Source organism: Paenibacillus sambharensis (assembly GCF_003233845.1).
Classification (GTDB): Bacteria; Bacillota; Bacilli; order Paenibacillales; family Paenibacillaceae; genus Paenibacillus_I; species Paenibacillus_I sambharensis.
In genome coordinates this window covers 38,561-64,732 of sequence record NZ_QKRB01000006.1, presented here as the reverse complement: position 1 = coordinate 64,732, position 26,172 = coordinate 38,561, and the positions used below count along the sequence as shown (strand labels likewise).

At 54.6% G+C, this 26,172-nt stretch carries 21 protein-coding genes; 3 read left to right on the top strand and 18 right to left on the bottom strand.

The window, feature by feature from the left end:
* Window positions 1-162: 162 nt before the first annotated feature.
* Window positions 163-501, top strand: a complete 339-nt coding sequence (locus tag DNH61_RS00315) for a LapA family protein (RefSeq protein WP_111144707.1) — start codon at window positions 163-165, stop codon at window positions 499-501.
* A gap of 86 nt (window positions 502-587) precedes the next feature.
* Here the strand turns inward: DNH61_RS00315 and DNH61_RS00310 are convergent, their stop codons facing one another.
* Both DNH61_RS00310 and DNH61_RS00305 read right to left on the bottom strand, forming a co-directional pair.
* Window positions 588-2,615, bottom strand: coding sequence for a GTP-binding protein (locus DNH61_RS00310; protein WP_245947808.1), 2,028 nt, complete (start codon window positions 2,613-2,615; stop codon window positions 588-590).
* 45 nt (window positions 2,616-2,660) lie between these two features.
* Complete coding sequence (locus tag DNH61_RS00305; RefSeq protein WP_181438518.1) at window positions 2,661-3,725, bottom strand: asparaginase; 1,065 nt, start codon at window positions 3,723-3,725, stop codon at window positions 2,661-2,663.
* A 650-nt stretch (window positions 3,726-4,375) separates the two neighbouring features.
* Here DNH61_RS00305 and DNH61_RS00300 point away from each other — a divergent pair.
* The gene (locus DNH61_RS00300) at window positions 4,376-4,822 is read left to right on the top strand and encodes a hypothetical protein (protein ID WP_111144705.1); all 447 of its coding nucleotides are present in this window, start codon (window positions 4,376-4,378) and stop codon (window positions 4,820-4,822) included.
* A gap of 249 nt (window positions 4,823-5,071) precedes the next feature.
* A complete protein-coding gene (locus DNH61_RS00295; RefSeq protein ID WP_111144704.1) occupies window positions 5,072-5,440 on the top strand; it encodes a helix-turn-helix domain-containing protein in 369 nt (122 codons plus the stop codon).
* Window positions 5,441-5,738: 298 nt separating this feature from the next.
* On the opposite strand, the gene rfbB is transcribed toward DNH61_RS00295, so the two are convergent.
* From rfbB to galU, 16 genes are all read right to left on the bottom strand, one after another.
* Window positions 5,739-6,746, bottom strand: a complete 1,008-nt coding sequence (gene rfbB / locus DNH61_RS00290; protein ID WP_111144844.1) for a dTDP-glucose 4,6-dehydratase — start codon at window positions 6,744-6,746, stop codon at window positions 5,739-5,741.
* 83 nt (window positions 6,747-6,829) lie between these two features.
* Window positions 6,830-9,283, bottom strand: coding sequence for an S-layer homology domain-containing protein (locus tag DNH61_RS00285; protein ID WP_111144703.1), 2,454 nt, complete (start codon window positions 9,281-9,283; stop codon window positions 6,830-6,832).
* A 23-nt stretch (window positions 9,284-9,306) separates the two neighbouring features.
* Window positions 9,307-10,626, bottom strand: coding sequence for a UDP-glucose dehydrogenase family protein (locus tag DNH61_RS00280; protein ID WP_111144702.1), 1,320 nt, complete (start codon window positions 10,624-10,626; stop codon window positions 9,307-9,309).
* 147 nt (window positions 10,627-10,773) lie between these two features.
* Window positions 10,774-12,528: a phosphohexomutase domain-containing protein gene (locus DNH61_RS00275; protein WP_111144701.1), complete on the bottom strand. Its 1,755-nt coding sequence runs from the start codon at window positions 12,526-12,528 to the stop codon at window positions 10,774-10,776.
* A gap of 14 nt (window positions 12,529-12,542) precedes the next feature.
* Window positions 12,543-13,928, bottom strand: a complete 1,386-nt coding sequence (locus DNH61_RS00270; RefSeq protein WP_111144700.1) for a sugar phosphate nucleotidyltransferase — start codon at window positions 13,926-13,928, stop codon at window positions 12,543-12,545.
* Window positions 13,925-15,178 carry a glycosyltransferase gene (locus tag DNH61_RS00265; RefSeq protein WP_111144699.1) on the bottom strand — a complete coding sequence of 418 codons (1,254 nt, stop codon included), beginning with the start codon at window positions 15,176-15,178 and terminating at the stop codon, window positions 13,925-13,927. The genes DNH61_RS00270 and DNH61_RS00265 overlap by 4 nt, the downstream gene beginning before the upstream one ends.
* Before the next feature lie 15 nt (window positions 15,179-15,193).
* Window positions 15,194-16,540, bottom strand: a complete 1,347-nt coding sequence (locus DNH61_RS00260; protein WP_111144698.1) for a flippase — start codon at window positions 16,538-16,540, stop codon at window positions 15,194-15,196.
* Between the two features lie 3 nt (window positions 16,541-16,543).
* Complete coding sequence (locus DNH61_RS00255; RefSeq protein WP_111144697.1) at window positions 16,544-17,875, bottom strand: UDP-N-acetylglucosamine 1-carboxyvinyltransferase; 1,332 nt, start codon at window positions 17,873-17,875, stop codon at window positions 16,544-16,546.
* Between the two features lie 41 nt (window positions 17,876-17,916).
* A complete protein-coding gene (murB, locus tag DNH61_RS00250; protein ID WP_111144696.1) occupies window positions 17,917-18,795 on the bottom strand; it encodes a UDP-N-acetylmuramate dehydrogenase in 879 nt (292 codons plus the stop codon).
* 85 nt (window positions 18,796-18,880) lie between these two features.
* Window positions 18,881-19,450, bottom strand: a complete 570-nt coding sequence (locus tag DNH61_RS00245) for a DapH/DapD/GlmU-related protein (protein ID WP_111144695.1) — start codon at window positions 19,448-19,450, stop codon at window positions 18,881-18,883.
* 1 nt (window position 19,451) lies between these two features.
* Window positions 19,452-20,606, bottom strand: a complete 1,155-nt coding sequence (locus DNH61_RS00240; protein WP_111144694.1) for a glycosyltransferase family 4 protein — start codon at window positions 20,604-20,606, stop codon at window positions 19,452-19,454.
* A 2-nt stretch (window positions 20,607-20,608) separates the two neighbouring features.
* Complete coding sequence (locus DNH61_RS00235; protein WP_111144693.1) at window positions 20,609-21,787, bottom strand: glycosyltransferase family 4 protein; 1,179 nt, start codon at window positions 21,785-21,787, stop codon at window positions 20,609-20,611.
* Entirely contained in the window at window positions 21,784-23,157 is a 1,374-nt protein-coding gene (locus tag DNH61_RS00230; protein ID WP_111144692.1) for a hypothetical protein, read from the bottom strand. The genes DNH61_RS00235 and DNH61_RS00230 overlap by 4 nt, the downstream gene beginning before the upstream one ends.
* A complete protein-coding gene (locus tag DNH61_RS00225) occupies window positions 23,147-24,304 on the bottom strand; it encodes a glycosyltransferase (protein ID WP_111144691.1) in 1,158 nt (385 codons plus the stop codon). Before DNH61_RS00225 ends, DNH61_RS00230 begins: the two co-directional genes overlap by 11 nt.
* Window positions 24,305-24,339: 35 nt before the next feature.
* Window positions 24,340-25,035: a sugar transferase gene (locus DNH61_RS00220; protein WP_111144690.1), complete on the bottom strand. Its 696-nt coding sequence runs from the start codon at window positions 25,033-25,035 to the stop codon at window positions 24,340-24,342.
* Between the two features lie 2 nt (window positions 25,036-25,037).
* Entirely contained in the window at window positions 25,038-25,940 is a 903-nt protein-coding gene (gene galU, locus DNH61_RS00215; RefSeq protein ID WP_111144843.1) for a UTP--glucose-1-phosphate uridylyltransferase GalU, read from the bottom strand.
* Between the last annotated feature and the right edge of the window lie 232 nt (window positions 25,941-26,172).

Here is a 26,172-nt window from a genome sequence, read left to right as displayed (position 1 = left end):
GCAGAAGCATTGGCATGCATTCATCATCGCCGAATCGCACAACCTACTAACAGCAATTCCCACATTCGATATGGCAAACCGGCTTTCCATCCCAGAGAACATTATTGCTAACCGGAAATTCGGGTAATAACCATCACAAGCTGTTGAAGGAGGATGAATCCTATGAGAGTACAGTGGACCATTATAGCCGCCCTGCTGTTTGCCCTGATTACGGCTATCTTCGCGGTTATTAATATTGAACCAGTCGAAGTGAATTTCTGGTTTACCCGGACCAGCCTGCCGCTTATCCTTGTCATTCTTATCTCCACACTTCTTGGCGGACTGACAGTCGGCCTGTTCGGCATTATCCGTCAGTACCGCCTGCAGCGGCGGATCAGACTGCTGGAGCAGGAGCTGCAGAGCCGGAGCGACGAGCTGCCTCCGCATGCCGATGCACCAATGGCCGGGCAGGAAGCTTCCAGCACGATCGAGCCTGACACTGCTGAGCCCAAGCCCAGGTAACCGCAGACCCGACCAGAAGACGAAGCCGCAACCTCCAACGGGACGGCTTTTTCTATGGTCCATTGGTTCTCAACGCACCACCTTATCTACAGCGCATTGCGAACCCACAGAATGTATTTGGACGTATCCAGCGGGTTTACCCCGCGCCTTGGCCGCTCAGCCGCCACCTCATCCGGCGCTTCCTCGTAGCCGTCATAGAAGGTCACGATGGTGCCGCGGCCCTTGGTCATGGAGCCCAGCTTAACCGGGTACTCCAGCGAGGTTGCAGCCGGCAATCGTCCTTCAATAGTCAGCCTGTCACCATGAAGGGAGGGAGTGTCAAACGTTCCACGCATCTGTACCAGATCGTTCATCACCTTGCCGCCAAACTCTTCCGGCACCGTGACACGGAATCTCAGCATCGGCTCCAGAAGCTTCGTGCCAATCCGGTTCAGCCCGTCCATGATGCCCATCGGGGTAGCCACCACAAAGTCAAGCGGATGCGTATGCCAGACATGGTGTTCGCCTTCCGTCAAAGTAACCTTAACGTCCACCACTTCCCAGCCTTTCAGTCCCTGCTGCAGCGCCTCCGGAACCCGGCGTGCCACTTCGTTCTGATACTGGGGCAGCAGGTCTTCGGCCCGCACATTCGCTTCATACTGCAGCCCGCTGCCGCGTGGAAGCGGCTCCATCCGGAAACGGAGAATAGCCCAGCACGGTTTAGGCATCGTGTAGGCGACGAAGCCTTCACCCGAACCCTTGAGTGTTTCCTTATAAATAACGGAAGGCTGTCCGAACGTAACGGTCAAACCGTAGCGGCTGTCCAGAACCCGGGCCAGAACTTCCAGTTGGATCGGTCCCATTACTTTGAGGTGCAGCTCCCGTTCCTCCTGCAGCCACTGCAGATCCAGCAGCGGATCTTCATCCGCCAGCTCCTGAAGCGCTGCAACAACACGGGGGTAATCGGCTTCCGATCCCCAATGCACCTGAACGGTCAGCAGCGGCACAGCCAGCCTCGCCTCATCCGGCACCGCTTCCGGACTGCCGATAATGTCACCGATTCGGACATGCTGCATACCGCATACCGCCGCAATATCCCCTGCTGCAAGCTCACCGGCATCCTCCGTCCGGTTCCCGTCCACTTTACGGATCTGCGTTACCTTCTCCTCGATATTCTGTGTAGCGTTGTAGACCGTATCACGGTTGCGGACACAGCCTCCGTACAGACGGACATACGCCATCCGACCCATTGTCTTGTCCCGTTCAATCTTGAATACAATGCCTGACACCTGATCCTGGTTGTCGCCGGCTGGCGCAGGCAGGCAGCCGTTCACCGCTTCCATCAGCTCTCTCACGCCCAGCCCCTTGCCCGATGCGCCATAGAGGACAGGGAATAGGCTGCCGCTTCTGGCCAAAGCCGCTGCTTCACTCTGCCACCAGGACAGCGGACCTTCCGCCTCCGGGATGCCCTCCTCCATATAACGGTCCAGCAGCCTCTCATCCGATTCGGCAGCTGCCTCAATCATGGCCGTACGTGCAGCCTGGTAGGCCTCCGCCTGACCGGCCGCAGCCGCCTGCTGCTTCCCGGCATGATGCCAAATCGAGGCCGGTCCGGCGAATTCTTCACCTTCACCCAGCGGCAGCTGCACCGGTACCGCCTGCACCGACAAGTGCTTGTGAATATCCAGCAGCACCTGCCCGGCACTGGCGCCAACCCGGTCCATTTTATTAACGTATATAATGGTCGGGATGCCCAGCTTGCGCAGCGCCTGCCAGATCACTTCGGTCTGTGACTGCACACCCTCTACAGCCGATACGATCAGCACAGCGCCATCCATCACCCGCAGCACCCGCTCAACCTCAGAGACAAAATCAATATGGCCTGGCGTATCAACCAGGTTGACCGCCACGCCTTCCCAGCTGTAAGTGGTTGCCGCTGCCCGGACCGAAATTCCCCGCTCCCGTTCCACGTCCATAAAATCTGTTCTCGCGGTCCCCTTGTCCACACTTCCGAGCGATCTGATTCTGCCGCTCAAGTAAAGCATCTGCTCCGTCGTAGTCGTCTTGCCGGCGTCTACATGCGCAAAGATGCCTACATTCCGCCTGCCCTGCAATCCGCCATCAGCCAACCGCACCAGCCCCCCCCCCAGACTTCCCCGCTCATCCTCTGCTTCACAACCCTACCAGCTGCCACCCTCGTGATGCTCATAGAAGATATTCCGCCCGAGGAACGCCGAACGCTCTTCTTCTGTATCACAGGTTCCGTATGCCAGCATCAGCTTGACCAGGGCTGCTTCCATCCCGATCTTCGGCAGACCAAGGATGCCCGCTCTCATGAATTCATCCGCTGATCGGTACAAGGCAGACCCCTGCCCCTTCGCTGGCGCCACATACAGCGGTACCCCATGCTCACGGCAGTATGCCGCAAAACCGGTTATCGAGCTGCTGTACCGCTCTGAAGTGAAGCTGCTCGCCGTAGCGGAATGATAGACGCCATGCAGAACGGCATCCGGCCGTGCAGAACGGAAATCATACAAGGCATAATTCAAGCCCGGGAAGGGTCGAATGTACATAACCTTCGTTGAGAACCTGACACGCCGCAGGTCCGCAGCCGGCTCTCTCACTGCCCGCAGCTCAGCAACCTCCGGGTGAACCTCATGCTGGTCAGGGACGAATATCCCGTCAACCACCCTGCCGAACGGCACGCCATACGGACTGTCAAATTGATCGTTAAACGGAAGCGCCTCTGTTATTCGCGTACCCAAATAGATGGCATGGTCGCCTCGCTCATTCTCAAATGAAACGTAAACGCCCGGAATATCGGCATCCGCTATAAAGTCTACCGCCGCGGCGAAATTCCGCAGCCCGTTGCTCCGGGGGTGGCCCAGCGGCTGGTTGCTCGCCACCAGCACGATCGGCAGCCCGTAGTGGCTGGCCGTATAGCTGAGCATGGCCGCCGTATAAGGGACCGTATCAGACCCATGTGTAATAATAATTCCTGCGTATGGCGACCGGTCCATCTGATCCAGAGCTGCCAGCAGCTCCAGCCAGTTATCCGGCGTCATATTCTCACTCAGCACCTGCAGCGGCTGCAGGGTATCCATCTCAAACGGCCTGCTGTCTTCCAGCCGGCTGTACTGCTCCAATAATTCATATCGGGTGTCCTGATGCACATCAATGACATTACCGCTCATCCGGCTGCCTATTGTGCCGCCCGTAAAGATGACCATAATCCGGTCCTTCATGTCTGTGTCCTCCGTGTATGGGATTGTCATTCTTACTTTAGCCTTCGACAAATCTGAAATCAACCTTGCCTTTCCGACGGATTTCTACGGCAATCCCGCCCTGTCTCCGAGTGACTTATGTATAGATAAGCTAACATCAACAAGTGGGTAAACTATAGATTACAGCGTTTCCCTGGTTGCTGCTGCAGCAGGAATCCGCTCCCACAGACCTATCCGCTCGCTCTTCCCTAAGGGGGCCTATGGTCGCCGGGAAGCATGGCGGAACCACAGTGAAAGGCCCAGCCTCAATGATCAGCCGCTGATTGCACAGTTTCTAAAAACAGCGAATTTCCGCCAGAAACCCAGAGAAAACAAGAAGATATTGAGAAATAACAACGACCTCTGTCGAATGATAATTGATTCCAATTGCCCCTGCTGAAACAGGACTATGCACTTATATTTCACCAATAGTTGTAATCGCTTTCACTCCAACATATGGTAGTCAGCTTACTTAACATGTTGTATAATACCAGTTACCCACCAATGATTACCATTTGCATAAGAATTGGGCAACATCGCTGGCTGATTATCATTTTCACACTTTCGGAATTCTTGAAACTGATCAGGCATACAACAGATAGAGCCTTTATTATGAACAAGGAGTGGAGTGTATGACATTTTTGAGCCGGTTGTTGAGCTATGATCACGTGGAATGGAAACAAAGCTTGACGGAATGTCAGGAGGGCAATGTACGGAGTTTGCTTTCCGGTTATTTTACAGAAGCCGAGCTAAACGAAATGACTGAAGTGCTTACACTCAACCACTGGCTGAAACAAATGCATGCGGAGGCCGTTCCCTCCAAGCTGACCATCATTTTTGCCGGACGGGATATTATTGCGGCTAACCCGCCGGGCCTCCCGGGATTGGATAAGCTGCCTTCCACCGACGCCTGTACCATTATTGAATACCTGAAAGGCCAATTCACCACCTATGCCGCTATGCTTGGCGAGTCTCTGGTCGGCTGCAAGCTCCACGAAATTTACCCATCCTGCTATGCATTGACGGCCCAAATCACCTACTCCGTCTCCCATTACCAAGACCAGCGCAGCTGCATTTAATTTTTCTGCCAAATTCCTTCGTTAATCGACGAATTTTCACCTGCCGATAATGGTGTTAGAGAGATGTTTTATGCTATAATCTAACACGATAATTACAATATTGCTCTTAATGTGGAGGCACATGGAAAGTTTTGTGACTTCATCATTTTTTTTGCAAAACGATGCTTGAACGGCAACGTTCTTTCTTCAAATCTAATGCATAGTGGGGCGATATGGTGATAAGCGAGGATATGTAGGAGGAATGCAAGCATGTTTGCCAAGCGCCTTAAGCAACTTAGAAAAACCCGCAAGTTTTCCATGCAGGAGGTAGCGGATACCGTCGGTGTGGCCAAGAGTACATACGCGGGCTATGAGTCGGGCTATCGTCAGCCGACACTCGAAACCATTCAGCTGATCGCCAAGAAGCTGAACACATCAGCCGATTATCTGCTTGGCCTTACCGATTACCCCGAAACCATGGAGCCGACCAGCAACGCCAAGGAGCTTCTTAACCATCAGCAGCTGCATTGGGATGGTGTCCCGCTGGAAGAAGAAGATCTGGAGCTTGTACGAAGGCTGCTTGAGCGCGTCATTATGAGCCGAACAGCCAAGGAACCGGGCGACCAAGGAGCGAAGTGAAGTAACGCAAACGTTCCCCCTGCACGCCACACTCTACCCTGGCCTTTATCCACCCAACGCTCTTCCCTTGCTTCCACTCTTCATTAGCGGAGCAGCAGACAGCCGGCATTACCGGCCTGGTGCCAGAAGATCAGGCATCACGTTGCCGTGGCTGGCAGCCATTCCCCCTCCACGTATCCCGATCATAAGCCATTCCAGCCGTTACCTAACACAATCAATTTCACCGGCAAAGCCGTTCCAGCGGCTTTGCCAGCTCACTAGGCCATGACCGTTAGCAGCGGTGCCGTTTCGCCAAGTGCTAACCGGGAATCCGGGCAGCAGATACATGAGAGGACTCACGGTTCAGCAGAGGTGCCCACCACTGCCTGTTGCGGACATACCAATCGATAGTCAGCTGCAGCCCCTCCTCAAACCGGCATACCGGATGCCAGCCCAATGTCCGCTGAATTTTCTCACTCTTGTTGGCATAGCGGTAATCCTGGCTGGGGCGGTCTTCGGTAAAGCATATCAAGCTGTGCGGCTTGCCCAAACGGTCAAGCACCGCCTTGGCAACATCAATGGTCCTCCTCTCCTGCTCAGCCCCTATATTGTATATCTCACCCGGCTCCCCCTTCCTCAGCACCGTGTCAATCGCTGCTGCATTATCGCCTATATACAACCAATCCCGTATACTTTGCCCTTCCCCGTGAATGATGACAGGGCGTCCCGCAATGGCGTCGGTGATTGTTCTTGGTATGAGCTTCTCAGGATACTGCCGGGGGCCATAAGTGTTCGAGGAGCGTACATAATTCACATGAAGGCCATAGGTCTGGTAATAAGCCCGGATGAACATATCCGCTGCTGCCTTGCTGGCGGAATAGGGGTTGTTGGGGGCGTAGCCCGATTCTTCAGTGAACCAGCCGGTATCGCCAAGCGATCCATAGACCTCATCCGTTGAGATCTGTACGAAGCGCCGCACCCCTGTCCGAACCGCAGCATCCAGCAGAGTCTGTGTCCCCACTACATTGGTCAAGGCAAATGCGGAAGGATCCGCGATGCTCCGGTCCACATGGGATTCTGCTGCAAAATGTACTATCGCTTCGATCTCATATAAACGCAGAGCCGCATCCACGGCTGCACGGTCGCAAATATCGCCAAGCACGAACTGGTAATCGGGCCGCCACGAATAATCGGTCAGGTTATCCAGGTTGCCGGCATACGTCAGCTTATCGAAATTAATAATTCTGCAATCGGTATAGGTATCCAGCATGTAGCCGATGAAATTACTGCCGAGAAACCCGGCTCCGCCAGTCACCATAATGTTCATCCCGTTCACCCGGCCTTCTCCCATAATATAAAATAAACCCGGGCCGAGGATCAGCCCCAGCCCGGGCATGTTCAGCAGAAAGCCTACTTCTTATAGTTCAAAGTACGATAAATGATAACAGCTGCTTCCGCACGGCTGGCATAATCGTTCGGCCGGAATTTGCCTCCGCTTCCCGTCACGATCTCATTCTCCACTGCGAAAGCCGACCCTTCCTTCAGCGTAGCATGAACCTGCTGCCCATCGGCAAAGGCCGCCAAGGCAGCCGAGGCATCAACTGCACCTGGAGCATCCTTCACAAGCTTGAGTGCCCGGTGGATCATCGTCGCCATTTCAGCCCGAGTAATCGGAGCGTTCGGCTCGAAATAACCTGGTTTGCGCCCGATGACTATCCCAAGCTCAGCCGTCACCCGCACATAAGGATAGAACCACTCATTGGTACCTACGTCTGCGAACTGCTCAGCCGCGTCATTGGTCTCCAGATTGAGGGAGCGAACCAGCATCTTGGAGAACTCAGCCCGGGTCACACGGTAGTGCGGCGCGAAGATCTGCGGCGCCATGCCGATCGTAATGCCCTTGGCGGCTCCCACCTCAATGGCACGGCCGGCCCACGGGTAAACATCCGCTATGTCACGGAAGGTGACATTATTTTCGATGACCGTATAGGTGGAGTAACCGGCCAGCGATTCCTCCAGATATCCGTCTTCCTCATGCAGGAAACCGCCCTCGGCCGTGTATCCGCTGCCGCTGATCCGGATAACCGTGACCTTCTCCAGGTCCGTGCCTGCCGGAAGCTCTACAGGGAAGCGGGCCTTGAACGGTGTTGTGAACTGGGACTGCGGCTTGCCGCCAACGGTCAGTCCGAATTGATAGACAGGAGACAGCGGCTTCACGTTCACGGATGCCGGCAGTGTTACCAGACTGACACCAAGATTAACCGATTGGTTGAACTGGCTGACCGGAAGCCGTTTCGTCAGTTCGTATACCATAACACCAACCGTGTGCACACCCTTGTTATTGATCCCCTTCACAATGGGCTCGGATAACTGCAGCTCGCTGGCATTAACCGTCAATGTGCCGTAGACAAAGGTAAAATAGATATCCGATATAACGGATATGCTGATGCCCGCAGCAGTCAGCTGTTCCTCCACAATCTTGCGCGCGTCCACATAATAACTGACCGCCTCCAGCACATGATCCTGCACGATCACCGCCTCCGCTTTGCTGCCGGTCACGGTGGTAAATGGCGAAACGTCATACATCCAGTAATCACGCAGCGTCTTCCTTGCCAGCTCTGTCGCTTCCTTAATCAAGGCGTTCCGCTCTGCATCGGTAATGCCTGGCGCCTTAAGCCGGCGGATGATGTCCGCCATCTTATCCTTGTAATCCTGCAGGAAGCCCTTCTGCGGTTCCGCGACACCCGAAACAGGGCTCACAGGCCCGCCACCGCCTCCTCCGCCCCCACCGCCGCCGCCTGGATTCGTGCTGACGGCTGTCAGAGTGACTTCCTTCGAGAAAATGACTTTATTCAGCAGCCTGGCTGCAATGACAGCCTTGCCCGTGGTTCCGCTGGTCAGCTTGACGATACCGCCCGCTGCAACCTCCACGGCAGCCTCACCGCTTTCCTTCGACCACGAGACCGGAACAGCCAACGGCACATCCCTGCCCAGAATCTTCAGCTTATACGTATGCGTTCTGCCATCCTGGCTCACCGCGGCTGTACCTTCCGTCTCGGAACGTATGTAGGCAACGAGCAGCGCATTAACAGCCGGGCCTTCCTTTGCGAGCCCTTCACGAACATTGGCAAAAGCCTTAGTAACATCCGCTGGTGTGACCTCCAGCCCCTCCAAGACTGCACTCAGCGGCTGCTGCTCATTATTCATGACAGCTGCAATCGCTTCCCCAATGAAGGCATTGCGCTTCTGCATGTCAGCCATCATGATGACAATATCCTGCAGCGGCTTCTCCTTCAGCATGGCCATCACCTGGCCTTCCACTCCGGGGGAGGCGCCGCCTCCGAAGAGAAAGGTCACAAGGTCATCCACCGCAACCGAATCCTTGCCTCCAGCCTGTGCGATCTCTAGGAGCAGCGCTGCGTATTCCGGCTTCTTCTGAATCGCTTGAAGATCGGTCAGCTGGGGATCGAAATACACGGTGCCGATATCCTGCAGCATGTCAAAGAAGATCTTCTGCTTCTCAGCCTTCTCCGTATCCGTGCCGGTCAGCTTCGCGGCAACCTTGCCCCAGACCGGGTCCAGCCATGAAGCCGACTTCTCGAACGTCAGTCCTGCAATCTCGGCGCGCAGCCGGCGGACATCTTCCACGTCCGCCGGATCGCCGGCATGCAGCGCCTGGTGAATCTTGTTCAAGCGGTCAAGAAACTGTTGACCCGGCGCCTTGGGATCAGCAGCGTAGGCGGATTGCACGAAACCGAGCCCCCCATGTGCATCCTTCCCGCTAAGCGGCGGCAGTGTCCCTAGTGTTGTTGCCATCAAGACGGCTGCCAGACCGGCTTTCAATGTGCGCTGCCTAACTTCCATTCCTCTACCTCCTCGATAATGGGTTATACGTACTGCCTTTCTATATACTGGACAGGCCTGCCTACCGGATAATAGGCAAGTCCGGAGTCCCGAACCTGGGCCATATCAAATACGTTCCGTCCATCAATCAGCACCGGCTCCGCGAGCGCCGCTTCTATCTCCTGAAGACTGGCCTCCGTAAACTCCTTCCATTCTGTCAGCAGACACAGCGCATGGGAATCCTGCACCGCCTCCATCGCCGTGGTGCACCATTCAATCGCCGGATGATCATACATGCTGCGGAAGTTCTCCATGGCGATCGGGTCATATACCTTCGGCCTTGCGCCGAGCTCGATAATCCGTTCAATAATCTCAAGCGCCGGCGCTTCCCGGACATCATCCGTCTCCGGCTTGAAGGCCAGCCCCCAGATCGCAATCTGCTTGCCGCTCAGGCTTCCAAGTGATTGATAGAGCTTGTCGATGACACTGTAGCGCTGCATTTGATTGACTTCCACTACGGACTTCAGCAGTTTAAAATCATATTCCACATTGCCCGCTATCTGGATCAGCGCCTTCGTATCCTTCGGGAAGCAGGAACCGCCGTACCCGATTCCAGCCTTCAGGAATGAAGCCCCAATCCGCTTGTCGAGCCCCATGCCCTTCGCAACTTCAGTGACATCGGCTCCAACCTTCTCGCAGATATTGGCAATCTCGTTAATAAATGATATCTTGGTAGCCAGGAAGGCATTGGAAGCATACTTAATCATTTCTGCGCTGCGGATATCGGTAACGATGATCTGCTCGGTTAATGGACGATGCAGCTCTGTCAGCAGATCGGATGCCTGCACGCTGTCGGCGCCAATAATGATCCGGTCAGGATTCATCGTATCCTGGACAGCGGTTCCTTCCCGCAGAAACTCGGGCAGGGAGGCAATGTCGAACGCTCCGGTATAGCGGGATGCGATGATGGCCTTTACCCGCTCATTCGTTCCCACCGGTACTGTGCTCTTCACACAGACAACCTTATAGCCGTTCATGGCATCGCCAATCTCGCGTGCTGCCGCTTCAATGTAGCGCATATCAGCCTCGCCGCCGGGAAGCGGTGGAGTGCCGACAGCTATGATGACAAGCTCTGCTTCAATGATGGCTTCGGAGATATCCGTGGTGAAGGACAATCTGCCCGCCTCCGCATTGCGGATGGAGAGATCTCCGAGCCCCGGCTCATAGATCGGGATTCCTCCCGCCCGAAGCGTTTCCACCTTGGCCGGGTCCTTATCCACACAGTAAACCCGGTTGCCAAGCTCCGCGTAACACACACCTGAGACCAGACCGACATAACCCGTACCGATAACCGCAATATTCATATGGTTTCACTCCTTATGGTATTGCCCACTCTTGAGTACAAGGAGGTTCAGCAGTGCGCCCGGTTCGTAAGAATAAGTTCGCTAAAGGATGTCTGTGGGGCATATGCCTCTCCCTGATCATGTGGGCTATCTTGATTTGGCTCTTCCTTAGATAATACTCTCCACGGTGTACAGCACATCCGAGCGGATCGCCGCAAGCTTCCTGCGGCAGGCCTGCCTGCCCTGTTCACGGCTCCCGAAGAACATCCGGATTTCCGGTTCAGCCGAAGCGGCTTTAATCCCGTACCAGGAGCCGTCCTCCAATATGAATTTCAGAATGTCGGCATGCGGCAGGTTGACCGGCTTCGTCCGGCTGCGCATCACATCCAGCTGCTCTCCCCTGCGATAGTCGTACAGATATTTAATCCTCAGCCCCGCGATCATCCGCGGACACTCGCTGCGCATCCGTTCCATCACAATGCGCAGCTGCTGCCAGCCTTCAAGACCCGCGAGAGTCAGCTTCACCTGATCCTCCTGGAACCAGCCGAATGCTTCATAGAGCTGCTGCAAATGCTGATAAGCCGAGGTGCCGACTGATTTATAATAAGCACACATCTCTGCGATTAGAAGCGCTGTTTGAACCGCATCCTTGTCCCGCACGAAGCCTCCTGACGTGTAACCGCCATCCTCCTCATAGCCGAACAGGAATGCCCTGCTGCCGGATATGTCATAAGAAGCAATTTGCGCCGCAATCTGGCGGAAGCCTGCTGTTACGCCGGCAGTCATCAGACCATAATGAGCAATCACCTCATCGGCAAGCCCCTCAGCCAGGACAGAACGGAGCACGATGCCATTCGGCGGCAAATTACTCTGTCCGCTCTTGCGCAGGAACATATAACTGATTAGAAGTGCGGCTGTCTGGCTGGCTGTAAGCAGCTCATACTTACCAAGCTCCGTCTTCACGGACAGGCTCAGCTCGCTTGCCTCAGGGTTGGCTGACAGGATCAAGTCCGCATTGGTCCGTCTGGCTATGGCAAAGGCCGGCTTCAGATTTTCCAGCAGATACGGGTCGGGCTGATTCAGCGCCGAGAAGAAGAGGTCGGGCTGCTGCTGTTCAGGCACCGGATACAGTTCCGTGAAGCCAGCCTGTTCGAGTGCGTGCTTCACCATCTCACCGGCTGCTGACTGCAAGGGTGTGAATACAATCCGCACCGAAGCGCCCAGCAGCTGGTTCGTCTCCTTGGACAGCGGCACCTGCTGCATGTATTCCAGATACGCCTCATCAATCTCCGAACCAACCATAATGAGCCGCCCGGTCTTCAGCGCCTCCTCCGGGTTTGAGGTTTCCACCTGCAGGCCATCGTGCCAGTGACTCATGAAATGGGCCAGCCTGCCAATGGCGTCATCCTGAATGGGGATGCCAATATCACTGTAAATCCTGCAGCCGTTGTAGACAGCCGCATAGTTCCCCGCTGCCAGCACGATCCCCGCTGCAGCATGAAGCCACCGGACAGCAAAGGCCAGCACCGATGTCGGCCTGGCCTGTTCAAACAAGTACGCTTTGATGTGATTGTGCGCCAATACAAGAGCAGCCTGTTCAGCGAAGCCCCTGGAGAAGTAACGGGAATCATAGCCGATGACAACGCCGCGCTGCTGGGCTGCGAACCCCCGGGCTTTGATTTCATCCGCAAGCCCCTGGGAGACCCTCCGCAGCGTAAAGATATTCATCCGGTTTGTCCCGACGCCGACCTTCCCCTGTATGCCATCGCTCCCATAGTCCAGATACTTGTAGAACCGGTCGGTAATTTCTGCTGATTTGAGCTCGTTCAATTCCTTCTTCAGATAAGGGGGCATTTCGGCCTGCTTCCACCGGTTGTACCTCCGCTGCACCACATTATCCAGCTGCTCAACAATTGCGTACATGTGAATTTCTCCTTCTAGGAGGCGCAGACTTGAATAATTTCCTCCCACTTCATCGCTATCCGCACAATATCTTCCTCAATGAGTTCACTTCCCGTCTGCACCTCGATGATTTCGATTTCCTGAATGGCGCGCAGGCTGTGCAGCGTACCCACTGGAATAGCCACCACATCGCCGGCTGTAATACGCCGCAGCTCGCCGCCGAGGACCATTTCGCCTTCCCCTGCAATAACGGTCCATACCTCACTCCGCTTGCTGTGGTACTGATAGCTCAGATTGCAGCCTTCCGCCACGCATATCCGCTTGGTCAGCACCTCATAACCTTCGGGATATTTCACATAGTCCAGCACACGGTACCGGCCCCAGCGCCGCTCCTCATACATCGGACGCTGATCCTGAAGCTTCTTCATCACTTCCTTCACACGCGGGCTTGCTTCCTTGTCGGAGACAAGGATTCCGTCCGGGCTGGCAGCCACAATCAAGTTAGAAGCGCCCAGCACAGTGATTGGGATATCCAGCTCGTTAATGACATGGGTGTGGAGAGAGTCATCCGTTACGATTCCTTTGCCCACAAGCGGAGAACGGATTTCCTCCGTTAAGGTGTTCCACGTGCCAAGGTCCTTCCAGGTGCCCTGGTACGGTGTCACCACAATATGCTCTGCCTTCTCAACGACCGCATAGTCGAAGCTGGTCTCCTTCAGCCGTTCATACTGCTTCACCAGCTCGTCATACTGGATCGGCAGCCCAAGCCCGATTAGCTCGTTGATGACATAACCCAGCCGGAAAGCAAAAACCCCGCAGTTCCAGAGCGCCTGCTGTTCGATAAGCTCACGCGCCTGCTCCTCGCGGGGTTTCTCCGTAAAACGGCTCACCCTTGCATATTCAGCTGAAGATTCAGCTGTCTTCCCGCTGCCCGGCTCCGGCACGATGTAGCCGTACTTCTCGGAAGGGTAGGTCGGCTGAACGCCGATCAGGCCGATCTCCGCTTCCGTTTCCCCCATAATCTGTTCGAGCTCCTGCAGCTTGCCGAAGAAATGATCCTCCACATAAGGGTCTACCGGCAGCACAACAATTGTCTCCTGCAGGCTGACACCTTTAATCGAGTAGAGATAGACAGCGGATAATGCGATAGCAGGGAAGGTGTCCCGCCTCTGCGGCTCGACGATGATTTCAACCTCCGAACCAAGCTGGCTCTGCAGCATTTCAACCTGTGCACGGCTGGTCGCAAGGCACGCTTCCCTCTGCAGTCCAGCCCTGCCCAGCTGCTGCCATACACGCTGAACCATTGACTGCCTGCCGCCCTCTCCGTCTTCAAGCACCTTCAGGAACTGCTTGGAGCGTGAATCATTGGACAGCGGCCACAATCGTTTGCCCGATCCGCCAGATAACAAGATCAGCTTCATACCCCAACACTCCTCTCCGCTCCTGTTTCTTTCGCCTTGCCTTCGCTTGCTGCCGAACGCTGTGAGACTTTCTTGAATTTACTGTATACAATGATGGCGTAAATCCGGCAATATTCCGCGAAGCCCTTAATCAGCCGCCCGGCGGCTGTACGCTCCCTCTTGAACCCGGTCAGCTTCTCACCGAGTATGGACTCAATAACCGGGCCTGCCTTACGGATATCGTAGGTCTGTTCCATGTACGCACTGTTGGCGTGAAGGAAATCTGTCTGCAAGGTATGGCTGCGAATCGAGTTAATCAGGTTCTCCAGTACAGCTTGTGAGTCAGGGTTACCTACCCCGCGGCCAGTGAAGTTAGTCTGCTGAAGGCTTGGAATTGTATCTGCTGTACAGAGCCACATTTCATCGGATTCGCTGACCACGAATGCTATCCGGTGATAGTAGATTGGCTCGATCACGCTTCTCCCCTTGCCAAACACAATATGGGCACGCCTGATGTAGTCCTTCACATTGCTGCGGAAGCCCGCAATATGAACGACTTCACGCCCGCTGTTCATGCGGGCAGCCTGTGCCTGAACCTGGTCCATGCACTCGCCGTCGCCGACAATCGTAAGCCTGATGTCAGCCGCTGACTCAAGCATGGCTTCCACGCAGCGCATGACATACAGGACGGAATTGATTTTCTCCTCATCCAGTCTGGATATTACCAGCAGCTCAACCGGTTCGCCGGGCGTGAATTTCGTATAAACCTCATCTTCCTGCCCGGTCTTTGGCTCGAAGGTCAGCCGGTTGGTAATGAGCGAAACATCCGTCTCCTTGTAGCCATCCTCAATCAGCGCCTCTTTGTTCTCTTCACTGAACACGATCAGCCGTTCATTCTTCATATACCTGGTGAACATGTGCGGCACAATGCCGCCGGGCACGATATAGATGACCGGTATGCCGAACCACTTCTCTATTGCCCTGTGAAAGATGGCGTTGCAGACCGATATCGACACAATGACATCCGGCTTATGCTGCTTGATAAGCTTGTAGTAGCGCCGTGCCGTAAGCAGGTTGCCAACCGGCCTGTCTTTCTCAAAGAAGGGAAGGTCATAGGTCTCAATATCCTGCTCGCTGTACCTGGACTGCAGATTGTTGTATAAGCCTACTGCAAACACATCATGGCCCCGTGACTGGAACAGCAGTCCGTACTCCAGCAGGGAGAGCGCGGCGCCGCCTGCAAATCTCCGGTTCTTCAATAAAATTTTCATGATACACTCCTTCTGTTACGCCGAACTGCTCCCGCCTACTTCCCTCTGCTTCGCTTTCTGTCTCCTGCGGCTCAATAGACCAGACACCCGCTGCTTCAGATCCGCGGCATCCGCCCTGGTAAGCACCAGGATATGCCGAAGCTTCAGCTTCTCCCGGCGTGCATATAGAATCAGGAACAGCAGCCCGGCGAAGGTATAGGATGTAGCCGAGGAAATGGAAGCGCCGATTGCGCCGTACTTCGGGATCAGCAGCAGGTTCATGCCAACGTTAATCAGAAGCGATACAATCGACACATTAAGTGAAAACAGCGGGTATCCTCTGCCCGAAATTTCGGAATGGAGGAGCTTTACAATTACAAAGCAGAGAATACCCGGCATAATATAACGGATTACGGTAGCGGAAGGGGCAAAAGCCGTACCGTATAGGGTTGTGATAATAACAGGAGCAAACAGCCAGAAGAGGCCTCCGCATACGATCAGGACCGGCACCAGGAGACGGATCAGCCGGGTCGTCCGGTCAATGGAATCCTGCTCCCTCCTTGCATTCGCCCCTTTGGAGAACAGGATCAGGCCAATGGCTGCGGGAACCTGCCAGATCACTTCCGCGATATTGGTTCCGACCGAATAGATGCCCACCTCGGTGACGTTGGTGTATGCCTCCAGAATCAGGACGTCGAAGCGGTAATTCAGCTGGAGGACGAATAAGGCGAGCGCAAAGGAGAAGCCTCTGGTGACCATGCTGCGGATAATCGGGCCGTTATAATGAATGCCCCACGGAATCTCCTTCAGGGCCCGGATGCTGTAGAGCAGCGTAAAGACCGCCATAAGAAGCTGCGTTACCGCAGCCCCCATGACGCCCCACTTCCATAGTCCCACCAGCAGCAGCAGGATGCCGAAATTCAGCCCCGTCTTCAGCAGCTCCGTGAAGTTGATGCTTCCGATCTTGAGCTTGCCCTGCATGACCCCGCGCAGATACTGGATACCGAGATTAACCGGTATCGTCAGCAGCATAATGCCCATCAGCCACCAGCTGTAGCGGTCCCCGTACTGCAGCCAGTACAGGAGTCCGACGATCAGGGTGCACAGAATGGAGGACATCAGCCAGATAAAATTCAGCGAAGAGGTGACAGCCTTCAGCTCATAGGTCTGCTTGCCGATAAAATAAGCCGTCGACTGCCGAATTCCCAGGTCTGCAATCGTGACAACCAGAGTTGGAATGACCAGCAGTGCCGTTATAATCCCTTTGCCCTCAGGTCCAAGCAGCCGGGCTGTTAATACGGAAACGAAAAAAGCCCCGAACAGAACTGCAAAGCGGGTTCCCAGGGTCGTTATAATTTGAAAGCCTGTGCTCTTCTTGTTCATCGCTTACGGGCTGACGCGGGTAATTTGCGCTCCGAGGCCGGAGAACAGCTCGACGAAGTTGCCGTATCCGCGCTCCAGCTGATACAGGTTCATGATCCGTGTCTGGCCCTCGGCGCCAAGCGCAGCCACGGCAACTGCCGCACCGCCACGGATATCAGTGGCCACCACATCGGCGCCAACCAGCCCGTCAACACCTGTAATATGGGCAATTTGACCTTCTGCCCCATTCACGCACGTGAAACCGCCGTCGGCTACCGTGATGCTGGCGCCCATCTTGTTCAGCTCATAGCAGTAGGCGAACCTGCCGTCCAGGATCGTTTCCTTCAGCGTCGACGTGCCCTCAGCCGTAGCCATCAGCACGGTATGAAGCGGCTGAATATCTGTATGGAAGCCCGGATAAGCCTCCGTGACGATACTGACCGCCTTCAGCGGCTTCACCCATTTCACATAGATGCCGTTATCCACCTCTTCTATCTGCAGGCCGGCCTCACGCCATGCAGCAACCTCCGATTCCAGAACCTGCACGGTTGCATTACGGATGGTAACACTACCCTTGGTTACGCCTACTGCCGAGATCACCGTAGAGGCAATAATCCGGTCACTCATCACTGTGTGGCTGGCTGCATTCAGCCTGCCGACGCCGGTAATCTGCAGGGTGGCAGGACCGACCCATTTAATGTCCGCACCCATGGATGCCAGGAGATTGATCACATCGATAATCTCCGGGTTCCGGGCTGCATTGCGCAGGGTAACTGTTGAATCCGAACGGACAGCGGCGAACAGAACGTTCAAGGTCCCGCCGAATGTCGGGTAATGGAAGCTGACTTCAACTTCCTTCTTCGGGTTGCTTTCCTTCAGATGGAGACCGAGCTCGCTCTCTTCCATCTCATAGCCGAGATCCTGCAGGGCCTGCAGATGCAGGTCGTGCTTGCGGTTGCCGATGCTGCATCCTCCCGGGAGCGGAAGGAACAGGTTAGAGCGCCAGTTGGCCGACAATCCGAGCAGGAGCAGCGAATGCCTGATCTTTCCTGCCAGCTCGGCATTCAAAGTGCCGCCGCTCCAATTTCTGCCTGAGCAGACCAGCCTGCTGCCGTCTACCTTCACCTCAGCGCCCGCTTCATTAAGCAGCCGTACCAGCTGCTTCACATCGTTCAGCTCCAGCGGCACATTATGGAGAACCACTTCCTCATCGGACAAGCAGGCGGCCACAATGGAAGGCAGCGCGGAGTTTTTGGCACCTGGCAGCTCTACTTCTCCCTGCAGCGGAATCCCCCCCTCAATCTGAAGGTAAGGCTCTGTAATTCCCGTAAAATCTTTTCTAATCGCTAATTCCATTGATCTCTCTCCCTCTCCATCCCGTTTCCCGGGTTTATTCTCTAGACAAACAGCACTTCCGGCTCCATCAGAATGCCCAGCTTCTGGGCCACCGTGTTCTGCATGACATCAATCAGCTTCTTGACATCGCTGGCCTTGGCTCCTCCGCGGTTAATAATCCAGTTCGCATGCACGTGACTGACCTCCGCTCCGCCAATCTGATGGCCCTTCAGCCCAACCTCTTCAACCAGCCTTCCAGGATGCGGACCCTCCGGCGGGCTCTTGAAGGTACTGCCCACAGTGGCGACATTAACCGGGAACTTGCCTTTACGGATATCCGCCGCCTTCTTCGTCATCTTCATGACTTCTTCCTGATCGCCCGGCAGGGCTGTGAACATAGCGCTGAGAATAATATGGGATTTGCCAATAAAAAAACTGGACCTAAAGGATAGATCCAGCTCGCTTGCAGGTTTTGTTATCACATTGCCATTCTGATCGAGATAAGTGACGGACTCCAGAATCATGGAGGTCTCCCGGCCAATACATCCGGCGTTCATCACGACAGCTCCCCCGACCGTTCCCGGAATACCTGCCATAAATTCATAGCCGGTTATCCCTTCCTTGGCCATGGAGAACGAAATCTTGGGAACCATGACACCTGACTCCGCATACAGGGAATCGCCTCTGCGCTCGAAGCTTCTCAGACCTTTGCCGACATGCAGCACGGCTCCGTCGAACCCTTCATCATCCACCAGAATGTTCGACCCGTTGCCGAGCACCAGTACATTCAAGCCCTGTTCTCTGCAAATTTCCTTGGCGGCAACGACATCGTCGATCGTTTGAGGAACGATATAATACCGGGCCGGTCCCCCGACACCCATCGTCGTAAGGCCGCTGAGCGAGTAATTCTCTGCGACCGGGCAGCTCAACTGTTCAAACATCGGTTCACCCCTTATCTACGCAGTTTGCGTATAATTGCTCATTCCTGCTTCGCATTCAAGCAGCATCCTGCTGAACCGTATCCGGTCAGTGGTCTCTGCGAATCCATGTATCCTCGACACGCAGCTGCCGGATTACCTTGGCCGGAACACCCGCTGCCAGGACATTATCAGGAATATCCTTATTCACGATGCTCCCTGCTGCAATAACAGAGTTGCGGCCGATCCGTACTCCGGGCAGTACCAGTACACCACGGCCGATCCAGACATTCTCTTCGATCACGACCGCTCTGCTCTCGTTGCCGCTGTCCATGTCAACCGGATGCCAGTTGCTGTCCATTATATTGACCATCGGTCCAATTATCGTGTTGCTGCCAATCATGATGGACTTTGCGCAGCCGATATCCAGCCCATAATTGAAGAAGCAGTTATCCCCGATCGTGAGCTCAGCATGCCGCCCGACATCAATAGACGAAGGCGTATGGAGCGTCCGGAACGAGACATTCCGGCCGACCACTAATGATCCCTTATTGCGGAGGTAAAGCTTCCCCTTCACCCGAATTAACCGGCCAACCGAGGTCGATCTTGGCTTGAAGAGCATAACGCCCTTGGCCAGTGCCGCCACGGTGCCGAAATTAACCTGCCTCTGAACGCTCATCTCATCCCCGCCCGCCTTTGGATACTGCCTGTACGGCCATGCCCGCTTCAGCCTCCGGCTCGCGGCCCAGCAGAGTTCCGTACAGCTGTTCAACCCTGGTTATGATCTCTTCCATGCTGAACTGCTCCAGCACGCTCCGGTGTCCGCTGCGGACAAGCTCCTCATAGTTGACCGCCTTCGTGCCGATGGTGTAGAGCGCTTCTGCCAGCGCGTGTATGTCACCGTCCTTCACAATGATCCCGCCCATAGTCTCCCGGATAATCTCCGGCGCCCCGCCCGAATCCGCCACAATGACCGGGGTCTTGACCATCAGCGATTCAATTACCACTCTCCCGAACGGCTCATTCATAGAGAAGTTAATGGTTACATCGCATTCGCTCATGAGCTCAAGCGGCTTGCTGGAGTAGCCGTGGAAGACGACCTGGCGGCTCAGCCCGTATTCCTCCACCCTTCGCTTGAGACTGTCATAATAATCATCTGTGTTATCCATCGAGGTATCGCCTACGATAAGCAGCTTCCAGTTCGTCATCCCCCGGTCACTCAGCCGCTTGACCGCTTCAATCATCAGGTGGTATCTCTTCCACTCCACAATACGGCCGAACGTTCCGATCAGCAGCTCGCCGTCCTCCATCAGCCTCCGCGTCTTGTCATACGGATTGTTTCGGGCATCAACACCGTTGTAAATCACAGTCCTGTTCGAGCCCGCAATCGAGTCTGCGACAAAATGGGAGATGCAGATGACTTGATGGAAGAACCTCGGCAGAACGTGATTGTACATCTTAAGATGTGTATAGTCCCGGTGATGCCAGACCAGCTTCGCCCTGCTGATAAATTTAAGAGGCGCAACGTACCAAGGCGCCCGCCAGCCATTGGCATGGACAATCTGGATGCCATGCTCCTTCACCAGCCGCCTAATAAAGCGCACAGCGCCGAGATAGCCCAGCCCGAGCCGCTGCTTGATGCTGCCCAAGGTGTAAGGGATATGCTGATGCTCGGTGGTGATTTCATGCAGGTAGGCCGCTTCCGCCGGGCACAAAAAAAATACCTTATACCTGCGGGTGTCCATGTAGTTGATCAGATGAATCAGACTCTGCTCCGCTCCGCCCTTCTTATCCGCGTGTGTCACGAACAACACGTTGATTCTCTCTCTGCTCATGCTTATAACACCTGCTTTATAAGAGGTTCCCGCTGCTCTTGAATGCCGGAGCCGAACACGCCGCTCAGTATGGCCTTGTGGTCATAATGCTTCCGTATATAGCTCTGTGACTGCGAGAGCAGCTTGCCGGCATATGCCCAGTCATCAAGCAGCGACTTAACCGCATGGATGAAGTCATCCGGCTGGTCAGCAATCATGATATGCTCCCGGTGGACAAGCCCCGTGCCTTCACAGCCGACTGATGTAGAGACGACAGGCAGGCCATTCTGGATCGCTTCAATCGTCTTGAGCTTCACGCCCGCCCCATTGCGCATCGGGTTGATGAAGAGATAGCCAGAGCGGTAGATATCATCCAGACTTTTGGGCGAATCATGAACTTCGATTCTGCTGAGGCCGTAATCGGTAATCCACTGCGTACCCTGACCCCTGCTGTTGCCCGCGATAATCAGCTTGTAGCCTTCCTCATTCAGCAAACGGGGATGGACATGCTTGAGGTACCACTCGACAGCCTCACGGTTATTCGGCATGAACAAGGAGCCGATGAAGACAACATTCTTGGCGGCAAAATGGCTCGTCTCAAAGGTCTCCCTCGTAATCGGCGGCGGCAAAAACAGGCTTCCCTTGTGGGGATACTCGTTCTTGAATACATCATATTCCTTACTGGATATGAACAGATATTTATCGACATGCTGCGCCAGCTTCTTCTGCAGGCCGGCAAACTTGATGCTTTCCATCCAGTAGTACAGCTTATGGACGGCCTTTCGGGCGCTCCTGCCGAGTGACTTGAAGTAAGCCGACTCGTTGTTGTGTACCCGCAGCACCATATTGGCGCCGCTGACCTGGGGATTGTGGAGAATCGGATACACGTAATCCCCTTCCAGCAGCACGTGGTCGTACCCCGAGCCCACCTGCAGGCTTCTTAGACGCTTTCGGGATTGAACCTGGAGGGGCAGCGGCGATAGCAGGTCCACGATTCCGCTCGAACGCCCACACAGATACACCTCGCTGACAACCCGCTTAACGGCTTCCAGATCGGCAGGTGACGGTTCATACTTGCCGCAGACGGCCAGGTCAATGTCCCAGCCGAGCTCGCTCATGATTTTGATTCTGCCCCAAGTGTCCACCCGCCCGCCGTGATCCGCCGGATACGGAAAATCGCTGCATACCACTAGTACTTTCATACAGACACCTCGGTTGACGTTGAGGCTGGTTTATGCTGCTGATGCATGAAGAAGCTGATAAAGGCAAACAGCAGCCAGACCTCGTATTTGATTTCAAGAGATATGAAGAGCAGGGAGAACAAGACAAACAGCAGGGCAACATAGATCCACATATCCCGCTTGGCTGATGCCAGCATGTTCCTTGCCAGCGCAAAGAAGAACAGGACAGCTCCTATGCCGCCGTACATAATCCATTGGAATACACCTGACTTTACGGCCACATTCTTATCGGTGTTGGCATACATCATCAGCTCGCCCGTGTTGATCTCGCTGATGCCAAATACCTGATAATAGAAATCGGACAGGATCTGTATGCAGGTCTGCATATTTTTCTCAAAGTAAAGGAGAAAGGCTCCTGTCCCGACACCAAACGGGTTGGTGGCGATCGTCACAAGTGAGATCAGGATGGTCCCGAATCTCGTATAGGACGAGGTGTAGTTCTCCATATCATTGTTCAATGAGCTGATGACAGCCGGCATGAAGGTTACGGCAACGATATAGATAGCCGCGCAGCCGGCGGCGATCAGCAGGAAGTTCCTCTTCTTGCGGATATCCATAAACTTCAGCATAGCGAATGCCATCGTCGCCAGGAGCACCAGATAGAAGCCCTTGGAGGAGGTCGCAACCAGATAATTCAGGAAGAACGCTCCAATCAGGCCATAGGTTGCCGCCTTGAACAGGCTGGACTTCAGGGAGCTGGCCAGATACAGGCAGATGCCCGCGAACACCATTACAATAGTGCCCGTTGTGCTGCTCTCCGAGGTCAAGAGCCGCACCCGCCAGTAGGGAGCCGCCTTGGAATGCAGGAACGGCAGCGCATACGGTGCGGTGACAAGCTCAATCAGCATGATGCCGAACAGGAGCATCGTCACAGAGAAGAAGCTGACAAAGAGCAGCCTCCTGCTCGCAATCTGCGAGAATACAAAGTATAAGTGCCGGATATACAGCAGAATCAGAACAAGGTAGATGATGATCTTAACCGCCTTGGACAGGAGGTTCTCTGACCCGTACGTGTAGCTGCCAAGCAGAAAATGAATGTACACGTAGAGCAGACTCACTACGGTGATATAGATAACAAACAGGGTCATATACTTCTGAAGCTTGGTCATGTAGACCAGCCTCTTATGCCTCGAGAGCAGCAGCAGCTCGCAGCCCAGGAAGACAGGCAGCATCAGAATAACTGGCGTCCGCCCAATCTCGCCAACCATGTTAACGAGCGGGAAGTCCTGATAGACCGTCATAACCAGCAAGAACATCAGGTAGACAGAGAATAACAGCTGTCTGCCCTTCGAAGCCGCTGCCCCGCTTCCGTTAGAATGGTTAGCCTCCATGCTGATCTCCTACTTTTCGATGGGCAACAGGCGCAGACGTGTTAATCACTGCCGTCCTGTTTCCTCTGTATTCAAGTGACTTCACGTATACCTCCTCAATCTTCTCATTCATGACGGAGGCGTGAAACCGTTCGGCGAAGCTTGCCAGGCACCTGTCATGCATGCTGCCAAGCTGCTCCTTACTAAGATCCTTCAATATCCCGTACAGCTCTTCCGGCTGGTCGAAGTCAAAGACATATCCATTCACACCCGGCTGAATGATCTCCTTAAGGGCACCCCGGTTGCTGACAATGACCGGCTTCCCGCTTCGCAGCGCCTCAATGGCTACAATGCCGAAGCCCTCCCATCTCGACGGAACGATAACCGCATCCGCACTGTGAATATAGCGGTCGATCTCCTTGTTATCGACCCAGCCATAATGTGTGGCGTTAGGAGGAAAGTTGTGCGTTTGTTCGTCCTGAAGCACCGAGCCGCCCACCAGCATGAGATGAATATGATGCAGCCCGTGCCTGTGAAAGGTATTGAGCAGCAGGTCAAAGCCCTTCTGGCGGTCAAATCTGCCGATGAACAGCAGATTGACTTTGTCCGCCTTCACCTTGACAGGCTCAACCTGCCCCGGCCCTTTCCCGTCTGACACACCGTTATAGATGACAACAGACTTGCGTTCCGGCAGCTTATACCTCAGGGAAGTCTCGTATTCATTATTGGAAATATTGATGATGGCATCCGTTGCCCCGCTAAGCATGCGCTCCACGTAACCGTAGGCCCGTTTCTTCCAGGCCGATGTGTCCATCAGAAATGCCCATCCGTGCGAGCAGTAGATGGTGACCGGACGCTTGCGCCAGCCGAGCATCGTCATTCGTGCGAATACCCCGGCGAATGTGCCGTGAACATGCACAATATCCGGCTGAAGCTGCCTGATTGCCCTGCGGATCTTGAAGATCGCAGCGAGCATGTACTTCGGCTTTCTTCTGTAAGGATATAAGGTAAGCCGTTCCCTGTTGATCTGCAGGGTATCCGGGTTCGAATTATGCTCGGATGCGATCAGATAGATATCGTGCCGGTCACGCTGGTAACGCAGCACTTCGTTCAGATGAGTTTCCACCCCGCCCTTGGTATACTCAACGACGTGAAGGATTTTGGCCATTTGCTCGTCCTCCTACTTCCCGAAAGCTTCGCTTGCTAAAAGGCGTCCTTGGAACCGAGCAGAACACGCACGGTACGCAGCAGGATTTTCACATCCATCCAGAAGCTCTTCCGCTGAATGTACTCCAGGTCAAGCTCCACCATCTCCCTGAAAGTGAGCTCGCTGCGGCCGCTAACCTGCCATAGTCCTGTACAGCCCGGGGTCACGAGCAGCCTGAGCTTGTCATATTCGGTGTATTGGTCGACCTCCCGCGGCAGCGGCGGCCTTGGTCCCACGAGCGACATCTCTCCTTTAATGACATTGAGCAGCTGGGGCAGCTCGTCAATGCTCGTCTTGCGGATCAGCTTGCCGACGCGTGTAATCCTAGGATCATCCTTCATCTTGAACATCGCGCCTTCCGCTTCGTTCTTCTCCAGCAGCTGGCCGAGAAGCTCCTCCGCATTGGAAACCATGGAACGGAATTTATACATCCGGAAGGGCTTCTCATTCTTGCCGATCCGGATCTGGCTAAAAAAAACAGGACCCCTCGGGTCCTCCAGCTTAATAATGATGGCTAATAAAAGAAAAAGAGGGGCCAGCAAAACCAGCCCCACAGCGGATGCCGTGAAATCAAAGCATCGTTTCATGACAAAATAGGAGGTCTGGCTCTTCCCGGCCCCCAGCACTGTCTTAGCGTAATAAGCACCGGATGTTACTGCAACTTCTGCTTCGTTTTGCCGTGGCGGCGTCATGGTCACTCACCTCTCGGGACGATGTAAGCATCAACACGCTCTCTCTCCACGATTTCTTCCATAGCAGTCAGGAGCGGATGCTTCAGGTCATTACGGCGCAGAGCAAAATCCAGCATCGTTAGAATGAAGCCAAGCTTCTCACCAACATCATAGCGCTGTCCTTCGAAATTATAGGCGAAGACACCCTTATCCAGATTCAGCATCTGAATCGCATCGGTCAGCTGAATCTCACCGCCCGCTCCAATCTCCTGCCTATCCAGGTATTCGAAGATATCCGGCGTAAGCACGTACCGGCCCATAATGGCCAGGTTGGAAGGCGCATGCCCCTGCGGCGGCTTCTCTACAAAACGGTTGACCTCATAGAGCCGGCCTATGGAATCGCGCGGGTCCACTATGCCGTAACGGTGAGTTTGATCCACATCTACAGTTTGCACGCCGATTACCGATTTGCCCGTATGTTCGTATTGCTCGATGAGCTGGCGGGTGCACGGCACTTCACCCTGCACGATATCATCACCCAGGAGAACCGCGAAGGGCTCATCCCCGATGAAATTTCTGGCACACCAGACAGCATGCCCGAGACCTTTGGCTTCCTTCTGTCTGATGTAATGTATATCGACGTGAGAGGAACGGCGGACTTCTTCAAGCAGCTCATACTTCCCTTTGTTCTCCAAGGTATGCTCCAGCTCAAACGCTACATCAAAATGATCCTCAATCGCCCGTTTACCTTTGCCGCTCACAATAATAATGTCCTCGATGCCCGACTCCATCGCTTCCTCCACGATGTACTGAATGGTCGGCTTGTCAACAATCGGAAGCATTTCCTTCGGCATGGCCTTCGTGGCCGGGAGGAATCGAGTCCCAAGACCTGCTGCCGGAATGATAGCCTTTCTTACCTTTTTCATCTCGATCACCTATCCTTTTCTCTTTTTATTTCTGCTTCCCTTGTTGTAAACGTGCAAACCATACGCTCTTATTCGCCATAAGAACGCATGGTTTGGCCGTTTACCGGCCAAATCAGGGCATCAAACCCCTCCTCACATCACACCCTTGACGATTAACGTCTAAGGCCGGCTGGCCCACAGCATGACCGAGTGCCTCCGTTGATAAAGGTGAAGGAGACATTACCTGGAATCT

What these genes read in the sequence shown, in the direction of transcription:
- DNH61_RS00315 (WP_111144707.1), top strand. Translation starts at nt 163, where the DNA reads ATGAGAGTACAGTGGACCATTATAGCCGCCCTGCTGTTTGCCCTGATT.
- DNH61_RS00305 (WP_181438518.1), bottom strand. Translation starts at nt 3,725, where the DNA reads ATGAAGGACCGGATTATGGTCATCTTTACGGGCGGCACAATAGGCAGC.
- DNH61_RS00300 (WP_111144705.1), top strand. Translation starts at nt 4,376, where the DNA reads ATGACATTTTTGAGCCGGTTGTTGAGCTATGATCACGTGGAATGGAAA.
- DNH61_RS00295 (WP_111144704.1), top strand. Translation starts at nt 5,072, where the DNA reads ATGTTTGCCAAGCGCCTTAAGCAACTTAGAAAAACCCGCAAGTTTTCC.
- rfbB (WP_111144844.1), bottom strand. Translation starts at nt 6,746, where the DNA reads ATGAACATTATGGTGACTGGCGGAGCCGGGTTTCTCGGCAGTAATTTC.
- DNH61_RS00285 (WP_111144703.1), bottom strand. Translation starts at nt 9,283, where the DNA reads ATGGAAGTTAGGCAGCGCACATTGAAAGCCGGTCTGGCAGCCGTCTTG.
- DNH61_RS00280 (WP_111144702.1), bottom strand. Translation starts at nt 10,626, where the DNA reads ATGAATATTGCGGTTATCGGTACGGGTTATGTCGGTCTGGTCTCAGGT.
- DNH61_RS00275 (WP_111144701.1), bottom strand. Translation starts at nt 12,528, where the DNA reads ATGTACGCAATTGTTGAGCAGCTGGATAATGTGGTGCAGCGGAGGTAC.
- DNH61_RS00270 (WP_111144700.1), bottom strand. Translation starts at nt 13,928, where the DNA reads ATGAAGCTGATCTTGTTATCTGGCGGATCGGGCAAACGATTGTGGCCG.
- DNH61_RS00265 (WP_111144699.1), bottom strand. Translation starts at nt 15,178, where the DNA reads ATGAAAATTTTATTGAAGAACCGGAGATTTGCAGGCGGCGCCGCGCTC.
- DNH61_RS00260 (WP_111144698.1), bottom strand. Translation starts at nt 16,540, where the DNA reads ATGAACAAGAAGAGCACAGGCTTTCAAATTATAACGACCCTGGGAACC.
- DNH61_RS00255 (WP_111144697.1), bottom strand. Translation starts at nt 17,875, where the DNA reads ATGGAATTAGCGATTAGAAAAGATTTTACGGGAATTACAGAGCCTTAC.
- murB (WP_111144696.1), bottom strand. Translation starts at nt 18,795, where the DNA reads ATGTTTGAACAGTTGAGCTGCCCGGTCGCAGAGAATTACTCGCTCAGC.
- DNH61_RS00245 (WP_111144695.1), bottom strand. Translation starts at nt 19,450, where the DNA reads ATGAGCGTTCAGAGGCAGGTTAATTTCGGCACCGTGGCGGCACTGGCC.
- DNH61_RS00240 (WP_111144694.1), bottom strand. Translation starts at nt 20,606, where the DNA reads ATGAGCAGAGAGAGAATCAACGTGTTGTTCGTGACACACGCGGATAAG.
- DNH61_RS00235 (WP_111144693.1), bottom strand. Translation starts at nt 21,787, where the DNA reads ATGAAAGTACTAGTGGTATGCAGCGATTTTCCGTATCCGGCGGATCAC.
- DNH61_RS00230 (WP_111144692.1), bottom strand. Translation starts at nt 23,157, where the DNA reads ATGGAGGCTAACCATTCTAACGGAAGCGGGGCAGCGGCTTCGAAGGGC.
- DNH61_RS00225 (WP_111144691.1), bottom strand. Translation starts at nt 24,304, where the DNA reads ATGGCCAAAATCCTTCACGTCGTTGAGTATACCAAGGGCGGGGTGGAA.
- DNH61_RS00220 (WP_111144690.1), bottom strand. Translation starts at nt 25,035, where the DNA reads ATGACGCCGCCACGGCAAAACGAAGCAGAAGTTGCAGTAACATCCGGT.
- galU (WP_111144843.1), bottom strand. Translation starts at nt 25,940, where the DNA reads ATGAAAAAGGTAAGAAAGGCTATCATTCCGGCAGCAGGTCTTGGGACT.